General features: G+C 61.0%; 18 protein-coding genes and 1 tRNA gene. 13 read left to right on the forward strand and 6 right to left on the reverse strand.

The window, feature by feature from the left end; genetic code table 11:
• Positions 1-27: 27 nt before the first annotated feature.
• Positions 28-447 carry a hypothetical protein gene (locus tag ACR3YK_RS09175; RefSeq protein ID WP_486174585.1) on the forward strand — a complete coding sequence of 140 codons (420 nt, stop codon included), beginning with the start codon at positions 28-30 and terminating at the stop codon, positions 445-447.
• Here the strand turns inward: ACR3YK_RS09175 and bcp are convergent.
• Positions 444-923, reverse strand: coding sequence for a thioredoxin-dependent thiol peroxidase (bcp, locus tag ACR3YK_RS09180; protein ID WP_486174586.1), 480 nt, complete (start codon positions 921-923; stop codon positions 444-446). The genes ACR3YK_RS09175 and bcp overlap by 4 nt on opposite strands.
• 71 nt (positions 924-994) lie before the next feature.
• On the opposite strand from bcp, the gene ACR3YK_RS09185 reads away from it, so the two are divergent.
• Positions 995-1,067: transfer RNA gene (locus ACR3YK_RS09185), tRNA-Lys, on the forward strand.
• An 80-nt stretch (positions 1,068-1,147) separates the two neighbouring features.
• On the opposite strand, the gene ACR3YK_RS09190 is transcribed toward ACR3YK_RS09185, so the two are convergent.
• Together ACR3YK_RS09190 and ACR3YK_RS09195 are read right to left on the reverse strand one after the other, a co-directional pair.
• Positions 1,148-2,011, reverse strand: a complete 864-nt coding sequence (locus tag ACR3YK_RS09190; RefSeq protein ID WP_486174587.1) for an SDR family NAD(P)-dependent oxidoreductase — start codon at positions 2,009-2,011, stop codon at positions 1,148-1,150.
• 68 nt (positions 2,012-2,079) lie between these two features.
• Positions 2,080-2,736 (reverse strand): M23 family metallopeptidase, encoded by a 657-nt coding sequence (locus ACR3YK_RS09195; RefSeq protein ID WP_486174588.1) that lies wholly within the window; start codon positions 2,734-2,736, stop codon positions 2,080-2,082.
• A gap of 277 nt (positions 2,737-3,013) precedes the next feature.
• Here ACR3YK_RS09195 and ACR3YK_RS09200 point away from each other — a divergent pair, with 277 nt between their 5' ends.
• Positions 3,014-3,769: a gamma-glutamyl-gamma-aminobutyrate hydrolase family protein gene (locus ACR3YK_RS09200; RefSeq protein WP_486174589.1), complete on the forward strand. Its 756-nt coding sequence runs from the start codon at positions 3,014-3,016 to the stop codon at positions 3,767-3,769.
• A 15-nt stretch (positions 3,770-3,784) separates the two neighbouring features.
• On the opposite strand, the gene ACR3YK_RS09205 is transcribed toward ACR3YK_RS09200, so the two are convergent.
• Positions 3,785-3,976, reverse strand: coding sequence for a hypothetical protein (locus tag ACR3YK_RS09205; RefSeq protein ID WP_486174590.1), 192 nt, complete (start codon positions 3,974-3,976; stop codon positions 3,785-3,787).
• Positions 3,977-4,171: 195 nt separating this feature from the next.
• Between ACR3YK_RS09205 and ACR3YK_RS09210 the strand changes: the two genes are divergently transcribed.
• The 9 genes from ACR3YK_RS09210 to ilvC all read left to right on the forward strand — a co-directional run bounded on the left by ACR3YK_RS09210 (position 4,172) and on the right by ilvC (position 17,002).
• On the forward strand, positions 4,172-4,726 hold the full coding sequence (locus ACR3YK_RS09210) for a TetR/AcrR family transcriptional regulator (RefSeq protein WP_486174591.1): 555 nt from the start codon (positions 4,172-4,174) through the stop codon (positions 4,724-4,726).
• A 47-nt stretch (positions 4,727-4,773) separates the two neighbouring features.
• Complete coding sequence (locus ACR3YK_RS09215; protein WP_486174592.1) at positions 4,774-7,677, forward strand: MMPL family transporter; 2,904 nt, start codon at positions 4,774-4,776, stop codon at positions 7,675-7,677.
• Positions 7,674-9,413 (forward strand): YhgE/Pip family protein, encoded by a 1,740-nt coding sequence (locus ACR3YK_RS09220; protein ID WP_486174593.1) that lies wholly within the window; start codon positions 7,674-7,676, stop codon positions 9,411-9,413. Before ACR3YK_RS09215 ends, ACR3YK_RS09220 begins: the two co-directional genes overlap by 4 nt.
• 164 nt (positions 9,414-9,577) lie before the next feature.
• Positions 9,578-11,092 carry an alpha,alpha-trehalose-phosphate synthase (UDP-forming) gene (gene otsA, locus ACR3YK_RS09225; protein WP_486174594.1) on the forward strand — a complete coding sequence of 505 codons (1,515 nt, stop codon included), beginning with the start codon at positions 9,578-9,580 and terminating at the stop codon, positions 11,090-11,092.
• Positions 11,089-11,886 carry a trehalose-phosphatase gene (gene otsB / locus ACR3YK_RS09230; protein WP_486174595.1) on the forward strand — a complete coding sequence of 266 codons (798 nt, stop codon included), beginning with the start codon at positions 11,089-11,091 and terminating at the stop codon, positions 11,884-11,886. Before otsA ends, otsB begins: the two co-directional genes overlap by 4 nt.
• Positions 11,887-11,913: 27 nt before the next feature.
• Positions 11,914-13,617, forward strand: coding sequence for a dihydroxy-acid dehydratase (gene ilvD, locus ACR3YK_RS09235; RefSeq protein ID WP_486174596.1), 1,704 nt, complete (start codon positions 11,914-11,916; stop codon positions 13,615-13,617).
• Positions 13,618-13,651: 34 nt separating this feature from the next.
• Entirely contained in the window at positions 13,652-15,436 is a 1,785-nt protein-coding gene (locus ACR3YK_RS09240) for an acetolactate synthase large subunit (RefSeq protein ID WP_486174597.1), read from the forward strand.
• A gap of 4 nt (positions 15,437-15,440) precedes the next feature.
• On the forward strand, positions 15,441-15,947 hold the full coding sequence (gene ilvN, locus ACR3YK_RS09245; RefSeq protein ID WP_486174598.1) for an acetolactate synthase small subunit: 507 nt from the start codon (positions 15,441-15,443) through the stop codon (positions 15,945-15,947).
• A gap of 29 nt (positions 15,948-15,976) precedes the next feature.
• Positions 15,977-17,002, forward strand: coding sequence for a ketol-acid reductoisomerase (gene ilvC / locus ACR3YK_RS09250; protein ID WP_486174599.1), 1,026 nt, complete (start codon positions 15,977-15,979; stop codon positions 17,000-17,002).
• A 114-nt stretch (positions 17,003-17,116) separates the two neighbouring features.
• Here the strand turns inward: ilvC and ACR3YK_RS09255 are convergent, their stop codons facing one another.
• Positions 17,117-17,881: a DUF1353 domain-containing protein gene (locus ACR3YK_RS09255; protein WP_486174600.1), complete on the reverse strand. Its 765-nt coding sequence runs from the start codon at positions 17,879-17,881 to the stop codon at positions 17,117-17,119.
• A 46-nt stretch (positions 17,882-17,927) separates the two neighbouring features.
• On the opposite strand from ACR3YK_RS09255, the gene ACR3YK_RS09260 reads away from it, so the two are divergent.
• Entirely contained in the window at positions 17,928-18,650 is a 723-nt protein-coding gene (locus tag ACR3YK_RS09260; RefSeq protein WP_486174601.1) for a Pr6Pr family membrane protein, read from the forward strand.
• Between the two features lie 54 nt (positions 18,651-18,704).
• Here the strand turns inward: ACR3YK_RS09260 and ACR3YK_RS09265 are convergent, their stop codons facing one another.
• A complete protein-coding gene (locus ACR3YK_RS09265) occupies positions 18,705-19,493 on the reverse strand; it encodes a HesA/MoeB/ThiF family protein (RefSeq protein WP_486174602.1) in 789 nt (262 codons plus the stop codon).
• Between the last annotated feature and the right edge of the window lie 158 nt (positions 19,494-19,651).

The following is a 19,651-nucleotide window of genomic DNA, read 5'->3' on the forward strand; positions in this document are numbered from 1 at the left end:
GTTTTTCAGCGATTTAACGGGGAGCGAATGGTAGACGAACTTGTCCCAGAAGAAAAAATGGGACGTCATCATCCGTATCTGATTGCTCTCGCGGTAATTATTTTTTTGGAGAGCGCCCTGCTTTTTGCTGGGTTGGCCTACTTGATTTTTGAATTAGGCGCGGAGACCCCGCAGTCGTACCCCAGCGCGATTGCACTCGCAGTGTTAACGGCCATGGCGGCCATGTGGGTCGCGGTGATTGGGGTTAACACACTACGCCAGCAAGCATGGATTCGCGGTGCCACGGTGGTGTGGCAGGTGCTGCAAATCTCAGTGGCCATCGGCAGTTTTCAGGGCGTCTTTGCGCGCCCCGATATCGGGTGGTTACTGCTAGCGCCGGCCATCGTGGTGTTGGTATTGCTGTTCACGAAACCGGTGCTCGAGGCAACCACCCGTCGCGAGGGTTAGTCGAGTCCGAGCTTCTTGCGCAACGAAGCGACGTGGCCGGTTGCCTTTACGGCGTACAGCGGTAGTGAAATTTCTCCCTGCTCGTCGATGACGAAGGTGGAGCGGATGACGCCCACGACTTGCTTGCCGTAGAGATTCTTGTGCCCCCAGGCTCCATAGGCTTCGTGCACCTCGTGCTCGGGGTCGCTGAGCAGCGGAAAGGTCAGCGCCTCTTGCTCACGGAACGCGGTGAGCTTCTCGGGGGTATCGCGAGAAACACCCAGCACGACGTACCCCTCAGACTGCAGCGAGCCGAGCTGATCTCGGAAGTCGCAGGCTTGCTTGGTGCATCCCGGAGTCATGGCGGCAGGATAAAAATAAAGAATCACTTTCTTGCCGGAAAACTGGCTCAGGGATACTAAATTGCCGTCCTGATCAGGTAGTGTGAAGCCCGGCGCCGGGGTGCCGATGGCTAGTCGAGTAGATTCAGCGGTCATTGTGCTCCTTAGTCGCTTTCACTCATGGTAACGTTGTTCCTCGGTTGTTCCGGAAGGGAAAACCAAGCCACGCACCTCTAGCTCAATTGGCAGAGCAACTGACTCTTAATCAGTGGGTTCCGGGTTCAAGTCCCGGGGGGTGCACTTCCAGAAAACCCCGCAATCGTCACGATCGCGGGGTTCTTCGTTTTAATGCGAGGGATAGTTTTTGCGGCGAGGGCTATTCACCAGGCCCATTCGATATCGCCTATCGCGGCGCTAGTCAGTGACCACAGACGCTCGCGAGCGCTCAGGTCGCGAGCGGAACGCGGAATGGGTACTGCGGTGTCGTTTTCGTCGACGTAGACGGCACCGAGCGGTGTCACGCGGGTCGCAGCGCGCACGTACGTCGCCGCAAGAGTGTCAGGTGCCGCTGCTGCCGCGTTCTTGGGAGCGTAGAGGGCGCGAAGGAGTGCCGGTTGGTGAGCAAGACGGGCGGGGTCGAGCCGGACAGCAGGAACTCGAATGCAACTGATGTCGACGTGGGCGGGCACGCGTTCCGCTAGCGTTACCGCGGTCATAACTTGAGCCAGTTTGGAGTGATAATACGCTTTCGTTGGGCTGTACCACGACGCGGAATCGATCTGATCGAACTTAATCTGAAGCCAGGGCATCGTGATGAGTCCCTTGCTCGCAACGAAGACGACGCGCGGGTGTGTAGCTGCGGCTAGGAGTGGGCTGAGTCGAGCGGTGAGAGCGAACGGCCCGAGATGATTCGTCGCCCAGAACAGTTCGTGGCCCTCAGGTGTGAAGCGAGGTGATTTCTGGGCGAGATCGAAAATGGCCGCGTTGTTGATGAGGCCATCGAGTTCGCCGTGTGCCGCGATCTCTGCCGCCGTGCGCTGAATCGACGTTGGGCTTGAGAGGTCGGCAGGGATTATCCGCACGTTCGAGGCTCCGCGTGTGGCGTCGCGAATGGCGTCGCGCGAGCGTTGCGCATCTCGAACGAGCGCAAGAACCGTGTGGCCAGCAGCTGAAAGTTGAGCCGTCGCGCGCAACCCGATTCCTGAGTTTGCGCCGGTGATCGCGATGGTGCGTGGGGACGACATTGTTGCTCCGTTCCTTTGCACCAGCTTAGCGAGGCACGATTAGCCCACGCGGTGGCACGTCCTCGTTCCTAGGGCAACCACGGCATCGGGTCGACACGCGTCTCGAACACGTAGACCTCGAAGTGAAGGTGCGGGAAGGTCGAGTAGCCGGTGTTGCCAACCGAACCGAGGAAGGTGCCGGCGCTGACCCATTGACCAGCAACAACGGCGTCGGAACCTTCGATCATGTGAGCGTAGAGCGTCTTGATGCCGTTGCCGTGGTCAATGATGACGTGGCGACCCCAGCCGCCACCGTCCGAGACGCTTTCGACTGTGCCGGGGGAGGCGGCGACGATCGCTGATCCTTCCGGTGCCATGATGTCGATACCGCCGTGGAACTCGTTTCCATCTCGGTAGCCGAAGCCGTCATTGATAGGGCCATTGGCGGGAAAGAGCTCGAGAGTTCCTGTCAGGCCGGAAGCCGTCACGACAACCTGTTGCTGCACTTGTTCGACGTCGAAGCTGTCACGCACAATCGGTGCCGCTTCACGGGTCGTCGGAGAAGCGAAGGACTGTATCTCGTCTTCGGGCGAGTTTCCGTCGCCTTGTCCGAACTGGGGCATTTGGGCGAGTGTTGCCGCGTCCGCGACGAACACTTCGTGGTCGACAGCGGGAAGGATGGCTGCGGGGACGGCGCCGCCGATGAGAATCGCCCCGACGGCGAGCATGGTCAATGGTCGTTTCAACAGCGTTCCTTGGTTTGGGTCAGAGAAGTGCGGCTGAGTTGGGGAGAGGCACCATCTGGTTATGGCGTTGCGCGTACGGGGGTGACAGGCGCAAAGCCGGATGAGTGCGAACTTCAGCACACTCGCCGAAACCGCTTCGATGCGGTTAGACAGGCGAGTAAGTCAGCAAAAATAACGGAGAAACCTGAGAACGACACTCAGGAACCAACAAATCACTGACTTCGCCCTATATCCTTTGGGGGCAAACGTTCTAATTCTTCACTGGGGAGGGGTCCGCATGGGCACCAGCTCGCGTCCAATTATCGGCCTCACGTCCTACCTGGAGCAGGCCCAGACCGGTGTCTGGGACTTGCCCGCATCCTTCTTGCCCAAGATCTACTTTGAAGCGGTGACGGATGCCGGGGGCATTGCGGTGTTGTTGCCGCCTCAGCCCGTGGATGCTGAGATCGCTCACTCGCTCATCCGCGGTCTCGACGGTTTGATTCTCACCGGCGGTAAAGATGTGGATCCCGCGCGCTATGGTCAGGATCCCCACCCGACGACGGATGTTCCGCGCAAGGATCGTGACGCTTTCGAGGATGCTCTGCTGCGCGCGGCTATCGACGAGAACCTGCCATTTTTGGGGATTTGTCGTGGAGCCCAGATGTTGAACGTTACGCTCGGCGGCTCGATCATCCAGCACCTGCCGGAGGTGATCGGCTCAACTCGGTACGGCGCGGGCGGCGGCACCTTCCTCGTGAATGAGGTCGCTGTCGAGCCTGGCAGCGAACTCGCGTCATTGCTTGGAGGCGACAGCAGCGTGGCTGTGAAGTCGTACCATCATCAAGCAATTGGCGATCTGGCTGAGGGGCTTGTGGTTTCCGGGCGCGGTGACGACGGCGTTATTCAGGCTGTCGAATTGCCGAGTGTCGACTTTGGGGTCGCCGTTCAGTGGCATCCCGAAGAGGATGCCAAAGAGGATGCCCGACTGTTCCGTGGGGTTGTCGAGGCGGCGGCTCGCTATCGCGCTCGGCGTTCAGGCGCTCGCGAGTAAAGCCCGCGTGGAAGGTTAGTTTTCGAGCTCGTAGGAATCTTCGGCTTCTTTTGCGATGGTGCCGATAGCGATAGCGACGGTGAGGCCCCAGCTGATCCACATGAGGATGAGGCGCCAGTCGCGCGGGCCCTGCTTTGTGGTCTGGAAGATGCTCCAGCCGCCAGCGATCGCGCTGAGGAGACTGCCATTGAACAAGTATTTGCGCATTTTTCCTCCGGGGGTTGGTGCGTTAACGCTAGCGTGAGATGCTGAGCGCGACCAGCGGGCGGGGCTGCGTGGGCTGTGAGCCCCCTTCGTTCCCGATGCACTGCATGTTGGATGCTGCTTATTCCGGAGGCCTGGTGTGTTCCCATTCTTGGAGGCGATTGCGCAACTGACCGATCGGTCAGTTATTCTCGAACGGTGTCAAGCCAACAAGATCTCCAGCGCATCGCGCTCACGGAGTTTGCTATCGCGGGGTACACAGGTACCTCCATTCAACGAATTGCCGAGCTCGCGGGGCTGTCAAAGTCGAGTGTGCTCTATCACTTCACCTCAAAAGAGGCACTACTCGAAGCGGCCGTGAGTCCCGCGATCGATCGCCTCGACACGCTGCTCCACACCCTCGAAACGGAGGGTGTTGGCGACGACTATCGCGCCATCTTCGTAGCGCAGTTTGTCGACTTCATTTTCGACTGTCGCCAAGAAGTGCACCTGTTCATCAACCAGGGCCCATCGCTAAGGGGGCTCGGCGTTATCGACCGCGCTAACGAGACCGTTCGCGGGCTCGCGCACTATTTTGCCGCGAGCACCTCTAGCCCACACGACAAAATGCGCTTCGGTATCGCTCTCGGCGGCTCCGCATACATGCTGTGCACCGCGGACAACTTCGAGATGCCACTCGAATCGGATGACGAAACCCGCCAAGCCTTGGTCGCGATCATGAGCGAACTTCTCGCGCCCGTTCGCGCTGAATAGTCGCCCGACCCGACCCTCGACCTACAGCACCCAGAATCGGAGCACCCGTGGCAACACTTCTCTACCGACTCGGTCGATTCTCGTACCGTCATCCGTGGCGTGTTCTGGTGGTCTGGCTGCTGCTCGTGGGCGGAACCCTCGGCGGAGGCATCGCGCTGGGAGGCCAAACTCAAGAGTCGTTCGAGATCCCTGGCACCGAGTCGCAAGCCGCTCTCGACCGGCTCGAGGCGGTGTTCCCCTCGGTGGCGGGAGCATCCGCAACAGCCGTCATTGTTGATGACGATGGTTCACGCATCGAAAGTTCCGAAGCAGTGATCGAGCGGATCACGGCCGCTATCGATCGCATTGACGGTATCGATTCGGCGGTGAGCCCCTTCGATGAGTATGCGGGCAAGGCCATTTCTGACGACCACAGCATGGCGATCATCCGAGTGCAGTTTGACGGCGTCGCGACCGATGTCACCGTGGCGACCCTTGAAGAACTCGTCGATACCGCCACCATCGGTGAGGATGCCGGACTGCGCGTTGAGTTCGGCGGCCAGGTCTTTCAAGACACGTCATTCGGTCTCACCGTCACCGAAGTGATTGGTGTTGTATTCGCTGGCCTCGTGTTGGTCATCACGTTCGGATCCCTGCTTGCCGCCGGGATGCCGCTGCTGAGTGCCCTCATCGGCGTCGGAATCGTGATGGGGCTGATCACGACCCTCTCCGCCTTCACGACCGTGTCGAGTTCCGCGCCGCTGCTCGCGCTCATGATCGGGTTAGCGGTCGGAATCGACTACGCCCTGTTCATTGTGTCGAGGCATCGGGCACAGCTCGCGCACGGCGAAGAACCCGAAGAATCAGCCGCGATGGCGGTCGGAACGGCCGGGAGCGCCGTGATCTTTGCCGGAGTCACCGTCATCATCGCGCTGCTCGGATTGCTCGTTGTCGGCATTCCATTCCTGAGCGTGATGGGCATTGGTGCCGCCGTTGCAGTCTTCATCGCGATGGGGGTTGCCACGACCTTGTTGCCCGCCCTGTTGGGGCTGGCGGGAGCGCGAATGATCCCCAAGACCGGCTCGCGGGCGCAGCGACGCTTCACGGCATCCGCCGACGAAAGCCGCAGCATGGGCGCACGCTGGGTGCGCGGTGTCACGAAGCACCCGTGGCTGGCGACGATCGCCGTCGTAGCGATTCTCGGCACGGTGGCGATTCCGGCCGCGAGCCTCACGCTGAGCTTGCCCGATGGCGGTTCGGAGCCCGAAGGCTCTACCCAACGCGAAGCGTTTGACCTCGTGACCGAAGGCTTTGGCCCTGGCTACAACGGCCCGCTCGTTGTCGCCCTCGACATCACTCAGACGATCGACATTCAGGATGACCTCGAAGCGATCGCGGCCGATCTTGAGAAGCTCGATGACGTCGACTTCGTCTCGCAGGGCTTCCCCGATGAAGGACTCGACACGGCGATCATCCAGGTCACTCCGTCCAGCTCGCCGGACTCTGAAGAAACCAAAGCGCTCGTGCAAACGATTCGCGATCTCGCTCCTGAAATGGAGCGCAAGTACGACATCCCGATCTTCGTGACGGGTACCACCGCTATCGGTATCGACATTTCTAACCGGCTCAGCAACGCGCTGGTGCCTTTTGGTCTGATCGTGGTGGGGTTGTCAATCCTGCTGCTGATGATGGTGTTCCGCTCGGTGCTGGTGCCGATCAAGGCGGCGGTGGGCTTCTTGCTCTCCGTCGTCGCGTCGTTCGGCGTTGTGGTGGCGGTCTTCCAGTGGGGATGGCTCGGCGACCTCATCGGCGTCGACAACCCCGGCCCCATCCTGAGCTTCATGCCCATTCTGTTGATGGCGGTGCTCTTCGGCTTGGCCATGGACTACGAAGTGTTCTTGGTCTCGGGAATGCGGGAAGAGTTCGTGAAGACCGGCAAAGCGCTCTCCTCTGTGCGCCACGGCTTCGCGAGTAGCGCCCGGGTCGTTACCGCCGCCGCACTCATCATGTTCTTCGTCTTCTTTGCCTTCGTGCCCGAAGGCAGCGGAACGATCAAACCCATCGCCCTCGGCCTTGCCGTTGGTATCGCCTTCGATGCCTTCCTCGTGCGGATGACGCTCGTTCCCGCCCTCATGGCGCTCTTCGGCAACGCCGCCTGGTGGCTACCGGCATGGCTCGACAAACTACTTCCCAACGTGGACATCGAGGGCGAGCAATTACGGGAGCACCGTCACGAATTGGAGTGGGCATCCACCCAGTCCGCGCTCTCGATGAGCGCTGAATACCTTGTCGCGGGCACAGCCCAGCGTGGCCTTGGTCCAATCTCACTGGCGGTGCCCCGTGGCGCCGTCGTGATTGCATCGGGAGACCGCCACGACCGCCGCATCATGGGAGCAACGCTTTCGGGCATCCTTCCTCCCGTCTCGGGAATGGTGCAAGTGCTCGGGTACCCGCTGCCTTCGCACTCAGAGCAGGTGAACAAACGAGTTGCCCTCTCCGAAATCGGAGGAACGCCGTACAGCGAAGATGCCACGTCGATGGATGCCATGCTGCGTGAACGCATCGAAATGACCCAGCACTGGAGGCGCACTCCGCGCACTTCGGCTACCGTTGCGAGCTGGATTTCGCGCGTCAACGACGTGCTCGCCGACGTAACCGCTCGCCGCACAATTCCCATCGCGCCCGACACCAACGTCAACGCCCTGCCTCAGTTGGAGCGGTCGATTGCGCTCGCGGCGATCGGTCTTGCCGAAGGCACCGATGTCGTGTTCTTCGATCGCTTCGATCAGTTCGCCGAAGCGGAGGATGAGGCTGTGTTCCTCACCGCCGTCACACGACTGGCTGACCCCAGCGTGACCATCCTGTTTGGCACCGGAAGACCGGTGACCGCTGCCAGTGAAATCGATCGCGGAGACCGTGCCGTGATTGTCGTCGATCTCTACCTGCTTGCCCCGGAAGGACTCCTTCGATGAGCACCTCATACCCCACCGCGATTCCGCGTCGACGCTGGCTAACCATCATCGGTTTCGTTGCGGTCGCGGTTCTCCCGCTTGCCTTCACCGGACTCTTCGTTGCCGCCGCAGGCGACGGCGAGAGCGCGATCGACAACATCCCGGTTGCTCTCGTGAACAACGACGAATTGCAGACCACGACCACGCCAGAGGGCGAAGAGCAGATTGTTTTCGCTGGTCGCCAGCTCGTCACAGAGCTCACCGGAGCCGATGGCTTCGAATGGACGATCACCAACTCAAGCGATGCCGAAGAAGCGCTCGCCCGTGGTGACGTCTACGCGATCCTCACGGTGCCCACCGAGTTCTCGGAGTCGATCCTGTCGCTCTCGACCGACGCCCCTTCGCAGGCCCAGATTTCAATTCGCACTGACGATTCGCACAGCTACCTCACCGGCTCGGTGGCTCAGGTCGTCGGTCAATCCATGACCGATACCTTTGGGCGTGCGATCACCTCTCAGTACATCGACGGAATCTACGCGAGCGTGGGTGAACTCGGGGGAGCGCTCTCCGATGCCGCCGACGGCGCTACCCAGCTAGCGGATGGCGCGACAGACCTTTCGACCGGGCTCACCAGCTACACCGAGGGTGTCGACTCTCTGTCATCCGGTCTCGCTGATCTCAACTACGGCGCTTCAAATTTGTCGGGGCTCACGACCGGAGTCAGCGAGTACACCGCCGGCGTTTCGCAGCTTGCCTCCACTCTCGCGGCGATCAACCCCGCCATCCAAGCGCAAATTACTGATCCGCAACTGAAGGGCACGCTTCAGGCTGTCGTTGACGGCCTCAATCAGGCCTCCGCAGGCGGCGGAACGCTGAAGACTCAAACGGCGGATGCCGTTGGCGGCATTCAATACGGAATCTCCCAGAGCGCGTCGGGGGCTTCGCAACTCGCTGAGGGATCTGGGCCGCTCACCACAGGAGCGAAAGAGCTAACCTCGGGGGCCAAGGAACTCTCCACTGGCTTGAGCGAGGGCGCTGCTCTCGTGCCGACCGCCGATGACGTTTCCGACACCGCTACGAACGCCGAGATTGCCGCTGAGCCAATTACGTTGGCGGTCACGACCGATAACGAGGTGTCTGAGCCCGCGCACGCAATCGCTGCCTTTTTCATCCCGCTCGGGTTGTGGCTGGGAGCGCTGGCCGTGTTCTTGGTGCTGACGCTTCCCTCGTACCGTTCGCTGTCATCCACGGCTCGCAACGGGCGCATTGTGGCGGCAACGTTGATCCGGGCATCCGTGGTCACCGTCGTGCAAGCGGTGCTGCTCGTGCTGTTGTTGCACGTGGTGGTGGGAGTCGAGTGGGCGCTCGCTCCCGCGACGGCCGGTTTCGCGGTGCTGATGGCGCTGGCGTTCGCGGCGTTCCACTACTTCTTGATCGCAGCGCTGGGGCGCGGAGGGCTCGTGATTTCGCTCTTCTTGCTCGCGATTCAGCTGACCTCTACAGGCGGCGTGTATCCGATCGAGGCCGTGGCGGCGCCGTTCCAAGCAGTGAGCCCGTTCTTGCCGCTGACCTATGCCGTTGAGGGGATGTACACGATTGTGTCGGGCGGTAGCCCGCAATCCGCGATCACCGCCGCCTTCGCTCTGCTGGCGCTCGGCGTGGTGAGCGTCGCGCTGTCAGTGTTCGCGGTGAAGCGCATACGAAAATTGGCCGCGACCGGAGCTATCCTGTCGGCGGCCGACTCTCGAGCGCACTAAGCGAGCGACGGGTGATGCAGGGAAAGTGACTAGCTAAAGAGTCCCTCGCGAATCGTGTCCCGCCGCAGACGGCTTAGCGGATGTCTCGGTTCCGTCACAGAAAAGAAATGGTCTAGTAACGCAATCCTCAGCCGGATTGCAGGGCTCGCTGGTAACTTAGCTCCATGACGGAATCACAGAAGAATTCTTCTCCTGCTGAATACGACTTCGTGGTGGTTTCGAACCGGCTCCCCGTGGATTGCACCATCGAAGACGACGGTTCTCTCACGTGGAAGCGCTCGCCAGGTGGTCTCGTTACTGCTCTCGAACCGATCATGCAGAAAGCCGACGGCGCGTGGGTTGGTTGGGCAGGTAAGCCCGACCTCGATGTCGAGCCTTTCCAGAATGACGGCATCCAGATCATCCCCGTTCCGCTCAGCACTCAAGATATCGAGGAGTACTACGAGGGATTCAGCAACGATACCCTCTGGCCGCTCTACCATGACGTCATTGCGCCTCCGGCCTATCACCGAGAGTGGTGGGACGATTACGTTGCTGTGAACCAACGGTTTGCGGATGCCGCCGCTGCGAACAGCGCGGAAGGCGCGGTGGTGTGGGTTCAGGATTACCAGTTGCAGCTCGTGCCGCGCATGCTGCGTGAGAAGCGCCCCGACCTCACGATCGGATTCTTCAACCACATTCCTTTTCCGCCCTATGGAATTTTCGCGCAGCTGCCGTGGCGCACGCAGATCATCGAGGGGATGCTCGGTGCCGATGTTGTGGGTTTCCAGCGTTCGTCTGATGCTTCCAATTTCTCTTCGGCGGTTCGTCGTCTCACGAATCATCCGACCAAGAATCCCGCTATCGAAGTCACGATCGAGGGGCAACCGACCCGCCGTGTCGTCGCTAAGGCTTTCCCGATTTCGATTGATGCACGCAGCTTTGAAGAGCTTGCTCGTGACCCCGCGATCCAGCAGCGTGCCCGTGACATTCGCAAGGGTCTCGGCAACCCGAAGACTGTCATGTTTGGCGTCGACCGCCTCGACTATACGAAGGGCATTCGCCACCGGTTGAAGGCATATGGCGAACTCTTACGTGACGGCGCCATCGAGGTGGGCGATGTTGCGCTTATCCAAGTTGCGAGCCCCAGTCGTGAACGCGTTGAGGCTTACATGCACTTGCGAGATGAGATTGAGCTCACCGTGGGTCGCATCAATGGAGAATTCAGTACCTTGAGTCATGCTCCGATCAACTACCTTCACCAGGGCTTCCCTCGTGAAGAGATGGTTGCGCTGTATCTCGCCGCCGACGTATTGCTGGTTACCGCCCTGCGCGACGGCATGAACCTCGTGGCGAAAGAGTATGTGGCCGCTCGCTTCGACAACGATGGGGTGCTGATTCTGAGCGAGTTCGCCGGGGCCTCCGAAGAGTTGCGTAAAGCACTTCTTATTAACCCGCACGACATTGACGGTTTGAAGAGTTCGATGCTTCGAGCAATCAATATGCCCAAGGCTGATCGTGCAACTCGGATGCGTTCGATGCGCAAGCGTGTACTTGACCACGATGTCGAGCGCTGGTCGAACGCGTTTCTCAAAAATTTGGCGGCGACGCGTTCCGATCGTCACCGCCGTATAGCCCCGCTCGAGATGGCCGAAGAGGTTGAGTGGACCATCGAACGAAAGCGAGTCAAGAAGCCGTGACCTATTCGACTGCCTCCGAGATCGAGGCGGCTGTTGAGCAGCTCGTCACAGCCCGCACTCTGCTGATTGCGCTCGATTTCGACGGCACCTTGGCGCCTGAGGTCGATGATCCGCTGGAGGCCCGCGCTATTCCCGCAGCCCACGAGCAATTGCTGCGGATGCTCGACTTCGCCGACACTCGTGTTGCTCTGGTTTCAGGGCGGGCACTCGACAGTCTCGAGCACGTCGCCCATCTCGGTGACCGCGTCTTGTTTGGCGGATCGCACGGGCTCGAGTATCGCCTCGACGAGGGCGACTCCCCGTTACCGATGAGCGCCGAGAACACGGCGGCCCTCGAGAAGCTTGATGCGCTTATGCACGAGCTTGCCGACAGTGCTGATGGCGCATGGGTCGAACTAAAGCCTGCCGGTCGTGCGCTCCACGTACGTATGTCCAGCACCGAAGATGCCGAACGCTTGACACACCAAGCAGTTACGCGAGTCGAGGCTGAGATTCCCGGCCTTACGACGCGCTTTGGCAAGAACATCGTCGAATTTGCCATCCACGACGCTGACAAGGGTGACGCGATCAAACGTCTCCGTGAGTACACCGGTGCGGATGCCGTTTTCTTTGCCGGCGACGACACCACCGACGAGGATGCGATCGTTGTTCTTGGCCCGGACGATCTTGGTGTGCGAGTGGGGGATGCTCCCTCGGCAGCACGGTTGCGGGTGGCGGGAACTGCCGAAATTGCACAGGTTTTGGCGATTCTGGCCGATCGTCGGGAAGCCGTGGTATCGGCGCGGGCAAACTGAGGTTTCGCGAAGCCCTAAACTCGAAGCATGTCTGAGAGCAATTCGATCGATATCAAGCCACGTTCACGCACTGTCACTGACGGAATTGAAGCGACAACGTCGCGCGGAATGCTTCGCGCCGTGGGCATGGGAGATGCAGACTGGGAGAAGCCGCAGATCGGTATTGCGAGCTCGTGGAACGAGATCACTCCCTGCAATCTCTCGCTCGACCGTCTTGCGCAGGCCGCAAAGGAGGGCGTGCACGCCGGCGGGGGATACCCCCTGCAGTTCGGCACCGTCAGCGTTTCCGACGGTATCTCGATGGGGCACGAGGGGATGCACTTCTCGCTGGTGAGCCGCGAGGTCATTGCTGACTCGGTTGAGGTCGTGATGGAAGCCGAGCGCCTCGATGGTTCTGTCACGCTCGCCGGTTGCGACAAGTCGCTGCCGGGAATGCTGATGGCGGCGGCTCGACTGAACCTCTCCTCCGTGTTCCTCTACGCCGGTTCGATCGCTCCGGGCTGGGTCAAGCTCAGCGATGGCACCGAAAAAGACATCACGATCATCGACTCCTTCGAGGCTGTCGGCGCGGTCAAGGCTGGCCGGATGACCGAAGCCGATGCCAAGCGCATCGAGTGTGCTTTCGCTCCCGGCGAGGGCGCCTGTGGCGGCATGTACACGGCCAACACGATGGCAAGCGTGGCGGAAGCGCTGGGAATGAGCCTTCCGGGCTCGGCGAGCCCCGCCTCCGCCGACCGTCGTCGCGACTACTTCGCGCACCGTTCGGGCGAAGCCGTCGTAAACCTGCTGCGCCTGGGTATCACCTCGCGCGACATCATGACCAAGAAGGCCTTCGAGAACGCCATTACTGTTGCGATGGCCCTCGGTGGTTCGACCAACGTAGTGCTGCACATTCTTGCGATCGCCAGTGAAGCGGAAGTTGAGCTCACGCTCGACGATTTCAACCGCATCGGAGACAAGGTGCCGCACTTGGGCGACCTCAAGCCGTTCGGTAAGTACGTCATGAACGATGTCGATCGTCACGGTGGACTTCCCGTGCTCATGAAGGCGCTCCTCGAAGAGGGCCTGCTGCACGGTGACGCGCTCACCGTCACCGGAAAAACTGTTGCCGAGAACCTCGCCGAGATGGATATTGATCCTCTTGACGGTGAAGTTTTGCGCACCTTCGATAACCCCATCCACCCCACCGGTGGCCTCACGATCCTCAAGGGTTCGCTGGCTCCCGAGGGTGCCGTGGTGAAGACCGCTGGCTTCGATCTCGCAGAGTTCGAGGGCCCTGCGCGCGTCTTCGAACGCGAGCGTGAAGCTCTGGATGCTCTCACCGCGGGCACTATCGAGGCGGGCTCGGTTGTGGTCATTCGCTACGAAGGCCCCAAGGGTGGCCCCGGTATGCGTGAAATGCTGGCGATCACGGCGGCTATTAAGGGCGCTGGACTCGGAAAAGATGTACTACTCTTGACGGACGGACGATTCTCAGGCGGCACAACCGGGCTGTGCATCGGCCACATAGCTCCCGAAGCAGTAGACGCAGGTCCTATTGCCTTCGTGCGCGATGGTGATCTGATACGGGTCAATATCGCAGCTCGCTCGCTCGACTTACTTGTCGACTCCGCTGAGCTCGAAGCCCGCCGAAAAGGCTGGGCCCCCCTCCCTCCGCGTTACACGCGAGGCGTTCTTGCCAAGTATTCGAAGCTTGTGCAGTCCGCTGCTCGCGGCGCGGTCACCAGTTAGCGCCAGCTCACCATTCGACTTAAAGGATTTACACATGTCCTCTGAACCCGCACCGCGGCCGAAGAGCACTACGCCGGAAATTGTGACCGGCTCAGGTGCAATTCTGCGCAGTCTGGAAAAGTTGGGCGTGAAAGACGTCTTCGGCTTGCCCGGCGGCGCCATCATGCCCTTCTACGACGAACTCATGGCATCCACTGCTATTCGTCACATTTTGGTTCGCCACGAGCAGGGTGCTGGTCACGCTGCGGAGGGCTACGCTTCGTCATCCGGAAAGCTCGGTGTCTGCATTGCGACGTCGGGTCCGGGTGCTACGAACCTTGTGACGGCCATCGCGGATGCCCACATGGATTCCGTGCCGCTGCTCGCGATCACCGGTCAGGTCTTCTCGACCTCCATGGGAACCGACGCTTTTCAAGAGGTCGACATTTCGGGCATTACGATGCCGATCACGAAGCACTCGTTTCTCGTCTCTAAGCCGGAAGACATCCCGGCTACCCTCGCGGCGGCGTATCACATCGCAACGACGGGGCGTCCTGGCCCGGTTCTCGTCGACGTCACTAAGGACTGCCAGCAGGCATCTGCCCCTTTTATCTGGCCGCCCAAGGTCGACCTGCCCGGCTACCGCCCCGTCATGAAGGCGCACGGCAAGCAGGTTCAGGCTGCAGCGCAGATGCTGGCTGAGGCCGAGCGCCCCGTGTTCTACGTCGGTGGCGGCGTTGTTCGTTCCGGTGCGTCTGCTGAACTCCTCGAATTGGCAACTCTTGTCGGCGCGCCAGTCGTGACCACGCTGATGGCTCGCGGTGCGTTCCCCGATTCCAACGAATTGAACCTCGGGATGCCGGGAATGCACGGCTCTGTGCCTGCGGTTCTCGCGATCCAAGAGTCCGATCTTCTCATTTCGCTCGGCGCACGTTTCGACGACCGCGTTACGGGTAAGCCGAGTGAGTTTGCGCCTCTCGCGAAGGTCGTTCACGTTGACATCGACCCCGCGGAAATCGGCAAGATTCGTGCGGCTGAAGTGCCGATCGTGGGTGACGCAAAAGACGTCATCATCGACCTAACGGCGGCATACTCCGACACGATCACCACGACGAAGCCCGACTACACCGAGTGGTGGGAGCGCCTCAACTCGCTGCGCAACCAGTTTCCGCTTGGCTTCACAGAGCCGGATGACGGACTGCTGTCACCGCAATACGTGATCCAGCGCATCGGTGAAATCACGGGCCCCGAGGGCATTTTCGCTGCCGGTGTCGGTCAGCACCAAATGTGGTCTGCCCAGTTCATCAAGCACGATCGTCCCAACTCGTGGTTGAACTCGGGTGGCGCGGGAACCATGGGGTACGGTGTGCCCGCTGCTATGGGCGCTAAGGTCGCGAACCCCGATCGCCCCGTGTGGGCGATTGACGGCGACGGTTGCTTCCAGATGACCAATCAAGAATTGGCTACCTGCACGATCAACAAGATCCCGATCAAGGTCGCGGTTATCAACAACTCCAGCCTCGGAATGGTTCGCCAGTGGCAGACGCTGTTCTACGACGGACGCCACTCGTTCACCGACCTCAACACCGGTCACGACACCGTCATGATCCCCGACTTCGTGAAGCTGGCCGACGCCTACGGTTGCCTCGCCATCCGCGTCACGAAGAAAGAGGAAATCGACCCCGCCATCAAGCTGGCGCTCGAGACCAATGACCGCCCCGTGGTCATCGACTTCGTGGTGAGCCGCGACTCGATGGTGTGGCCGATGGTGCCCCAGGGCGTCGGAAACTCGAGCGTGCAGTACGCCCGCGACCATGCCCCCGAGTGGGAAGAGGAGTAAAGCGATGAGTCACGTACTTTCTCTGCTCGTAGAAGACAAGCCGGGTCTGCTGACCCGCGTTGCCGGGCTGTTCGCTCGTCGCGGGTTCAACATCCAGTCGCTGGCTGTGGGCTCGAGCGAAATCGAAGGCCTCTCGCGCATCACCGTTGTGGTGGATGTCGAAGAACTCCCCCTGGAGCAGGTCACGAAGCAACTCAACAAGCTCATCAACGTGATCAAGATCGTGGAACTCGACCCTGAACAGTCGGTAACCCGCGAGCACCTGCTCATCAAGGTGCGCGTCGACAACACGACGCGCTCACAAATTCTCGAAGCGGTAAACCTGTTCCGTGCCCGTGTAGTTGATGTCGCATCCGATGCGCTCGTCATCGAAACCACGGGTGACTCGGGCAAGATTCAAGCATTCTTGCGAGTGCTCGAGCCCTACGGGATCAAAGAAATCGCTCAGAGTGGATTGCTGGCCATGGGCCGCGGTTCCAAGAGCATTACCGACCGCGTTTTCAAGAACTAACAGAACAACAACTAAGGAGAATCACAACTGTGACTGAGATCTTTTACGACAAAGACGCTGACCTCGCGCTCATCCAGGGCAAGAAGGTTGCCGTTATCGGCTATGGCTCACAGGGCCACGCTCACGCACTCAACCTGCGCGACTCCGGTGTTGAGGTCAAGATCGGCCTCAAGGAGGGCTCGAAGAGCACCGCGAAGGCTGCCGACGCTGGCTTCGAGGTGCTCTCGAGTGCCGAGGCAGCCAAGTGGGCTGACGTTGTCGTGATCCTTGCTCCCGACCAGCACCAGCGTGGCCTCTACGCCGCCGATATCAAGGACAACCTTGAAGCCGGCAACACGCTCGTCTTCGGTCACGGCTTCAACATCCGTTTCGGTTACATCGACGCTCCGGCCGACGTCGACGTCATTCTCGTCGCGCCCAAGGGACCGGGTCACACCGTTCGCCGCGAATACGAAGCCGGCCGTGGCGTTCCCGTGATCGTTGCCGTCGAAAACGACGCCAGTGGTTCCGCTTGGGACCTCGCATGGTCGTACTCCAAGGCAATCGGTGGACTTCGCGCCGGTGGCATCAAGACCACGTTCACCGAAGAGACTGAGACCGACCTGTTCGGTGAGCAGGCTGTTCTCTGTGGTGGAACCTCGCAGCTCGTTCAGTACGGCTTCGAAACCCTCATCGAGGCTGGCTACCAGCCGCAGATCGCTTACTTCGAGGTGCTTCACGAGCTCAAGCTCATCGTTGACCTCATGTGGGAGGGCGGCATCGCCAAGCAACGTTGGAGCGTTTCTGACACCGCTGAGTACGGCGACTACGTTTCGGGCCCCCGCGTCATCGATGAGTCGGTCAAGGAGAACATGAAGGCTGTTCTCGCAGACATTCAGTCGGGTGCCTTCGCAGACCGCTTCATCAAAGACCAGGATGCTGGCGGAGCCGAGTTCCTCGCCCTGCGTGAAAAGGGCCAGAACCACCCCATCGAAGCAACCGGCAAGGAGCTGCGCGCTCTCTTCGCTTGGAAGCAGCAAGACAACGACTACACCGACGGTTCAGCAGCACGCTAACTTTCGCTCGTCACACCACCGGCCGTTCCGCTTCTGCGGGGCGGCCGGTGGTCGTTAACGCGGCGCGAACGTGGGAAGCAGCTAGGTGACGCTGTGCCGAGACTTCGCGCATCACTAAAGCGGCGGCAGCGTGGTGCCGTGGTTGGGCCAGCGCAGGGTCGGTTCTGCCTTCGGGACGGGGCCTGGCGTTCCCGAGGCAACCCAAATGATGAACGCCAAGAACTGCTCAAGCCGTGAGCCGATGAAGGCGGCGGCGACGAGGGGAGCGTAGAGCGCACCAAGATAGGTCGACGCGAGCATGAGGTTGGCATCCTTGCCCCAGACAACGGCGAGCACGGCGGGCGCTGCGGCGAGCAGGAACCAGAGCGGATGCACGGCAACGCCCAGCGCAACGGCTGCCACGAGTGCCGCTATTCCCAGCGCTAGCTGCGCGATGATGAGCCAGCCGAGAACCCCACCGTGGCGGGCGTAGCGTTCGATGCCGACGGCGGTCCACATGACACGCGCACGCAACTGGTGAACGCCGCTATCAACGAGGGCGACACGGAACGTCTCATCGGCCACGCGGCGCAGCGCCAGGCGCTCGCCAGCGGGGGCAAGCCGAGTCTGGTGAGTGAGGTGGTCATGCAGAATCGCGGCGAGAGTCTGCTTGCCATAGCTGGCGATAAGCCCCCACAGAAACGGCGGAACCGAGGCGAAGTCTGTGCTGTTGCCCTCGGTAGGCGGCAGCGAAGCATCGTGCGCCGGAACCTCGATCGCCGTGCCACCAGGGCGCGGGTCGCGCCAGCAAAACGCTTCGGCGACCTGAAAGTCGCGGTCCAATCGGTAGACCAATGGCAAACTGCGCAGCTCATTCCCGTGGTGATCCGTGAATGGCATGCTGAACTCCTCCGTTGATCGAGACTCTGCAGACTAGTCTGTCGGAGTGACGACGAACGTGCAGCGCAAATCCCCCCAATCCCGCGACTTCGCTTTCGTGGGAACGCTGCCGAAAGCCCTTCGATTCGTCGGAGTACTTCGACTGATCGCCTCGGCGCTCGTGCTCGCGAGCATCGCTACCCAAGTGATCGACGAGTCCATTCACAACGACTTTGTGGCGGTGGAGTACTACAGCTACTTCACTATTCAGTCGAGCCTGATCAACGTCGTGATTCTTGCGCTGAGCGGGCTGGTGGCCGTGCGCCTGCGGGCCGAGTCGAGCCTATTGGGCGTGCTGCGAGCATCCGTCGTCTCGTACGCGGTCGTGACCGCCGTGGTCTACAACGTGCTGCTGCGCGGGCTGCCCGACGAGGGCTACGTGGGGGTTCAGTGGCCCAACGAAGTCATTCACGTGTGGGTGCCGCTGTTCTTGCTGCTTGACTGGCTGTTCTCGCCGGCACGACCGGTGTTGCGGATGCGCGACGTGCGCATTGTGGTCATCTACCCGATCGCGTGGTTGGCCTTCACGATCGTGCGCGGCTTGCTCGACGGCTGGTTTCCGTACCCCTTCTTGGAACCCAATGGTCCCGACGGGTGGGGTGGCGTGCTCGTGTACGTTCTTGGCATCGCGGCGTTCATCATCGCGATCGCGGTCGGCCTGATCGCGATTAGCCGAGCTCGGTGGGCGCGCTGGACCATCAAGGATCGTCTGACGACGTCGGGGCGGTAGCTTCTGCGGCACTCACGCGAGGCGAAACGACGTCGGGTTCGTAGAGCTAACGAGCTAGCCCGTGGGCCACTCGTCGAGAGGCGAGTAGGCGAAGAGGTGGCGATAGTCGGCGAGCTCGGTGATGGCCGTTGCGTCGGCTGCGCGCTCGAACGGCTCAGTGGAGAATTCGCCGGCGAGAGCGTCATAGTTCGTGGCCCGGTTCAGCAGTGTTGTGCCGATCTGGGCTGCGATCTTGATCGCCTCGCTCGTCACGATGGAGGCCACGACGCTCACGGCGCCGGGAAAAATGCCGTGCATCACGTTGGTGTCAATCGTCGCGGTCTCGGGCGGCAGCGGGTACAGGTCTCGGAAGCCCGCGCCACGAGCAGGCCACGACACTCCGGCCTGAGCCCAGAACTCGCAAGCGACGCCCCACACGAGCGGGATGCCGGTAATCTCCGCGGCATCCGCGGCCAGGTAGTGAGTGGCGTAGTTGTCGCTGCCGTCGACGACGAGGTCGTAGTCCGCAAAAAGCTCAAGAGCGTTGTGCGGAGTGAGCTTGGCATCGATCGCAATGATGGTGGTCGCGGGGCTGAGATCGGCGACGCGTTCAACGGCCGACACGACCTTCTTGTGGCCGACATCCAATAGACGATGGATGTGTTGGCGGTGCAAATTACTGAGCTCAACACGGTCATCGTCGATGACACCAACGGTGCCGACGCCAGCCGCGGCGAGCGACGGAATGACCGTACTGCCGACGCCACCCGCGCCAATCACGAGCACGCGAGAGCGCGCCAAATTCTTTTGCGCCGCCTCGCCGAAGTTGGTTAGAGCAAGCTGGCGGCTAAACCGCTGATCCATGAATTGATTGTTCCACTGTGAGGGTGATATTCGGGTGAGAACCCGACCCGTCAATGCTGTTTAGCCGCGAACTGGGGGTTCTGGGAGCGTGCACCGAGCCCTGTTCGGGGTGAGTGCACGCCCCACGTGTTCGTGCCACGTGTTCGGGCCTTCGGCCG

The sequence above is a fragment of the Salinibacterium sp. 10G20-15 genome (genome assembly GCF_057365065.1).